The organism is Sedimentibacter sp. B4 (assembly GCF_000309315.1).
Lineage (GTDB): Bacteria > Bacillota > Clostridia > Tissierellales > Sedimentibacteraceae > Sedimentibacter > Sedimentibacter saalensis.
Genome location: NZ_CANG01000752.1, coordinates 1 through 236, shown reverse-complemented (window position 1 = coordinate 236; position 236 = coordinate 1). Strand labels below are relative to the sequence as shown.

The 236-nt window shown below is 67.4% G+C and carries 1 protein-coding gene; it reads left to right on the top strand.

The window, feature by feature from the left end; all coding sequences use genetic code 11:
- On the top strand, positions 1-217 hold a 217-nt coding region (locus BN358_RS25655; RefSeq protein ID WP_157593509.1), incomplete at its 5' end, for a heme-binding beta-barrel domain-containing protein.
- Positions 218-236: the final 19 nt, after the last annotated feature.

Genomic DNA, 236 nt, shown 5'->3' with positions numbered 1-236 from the left:
TGAACGAGGATCGGGAACCTGCCACACCGACGCGGACGGCGTCCTCGTCATCGAAACCGACTCCTCGGTGCAGAACACCCCGACCGCGAAGCAGGTCGACCGGATCGTCCGGCGACTGCGCCTTGACGGTGATCACCTGCACTACGAGGTGTCCATGGAGGCCGTCGGACAGGGCCTCGCGCTCCACCTGTCGTCCGACCTGACCCGGCAGCCCTGAGCGGCGTCGACCGACCCTT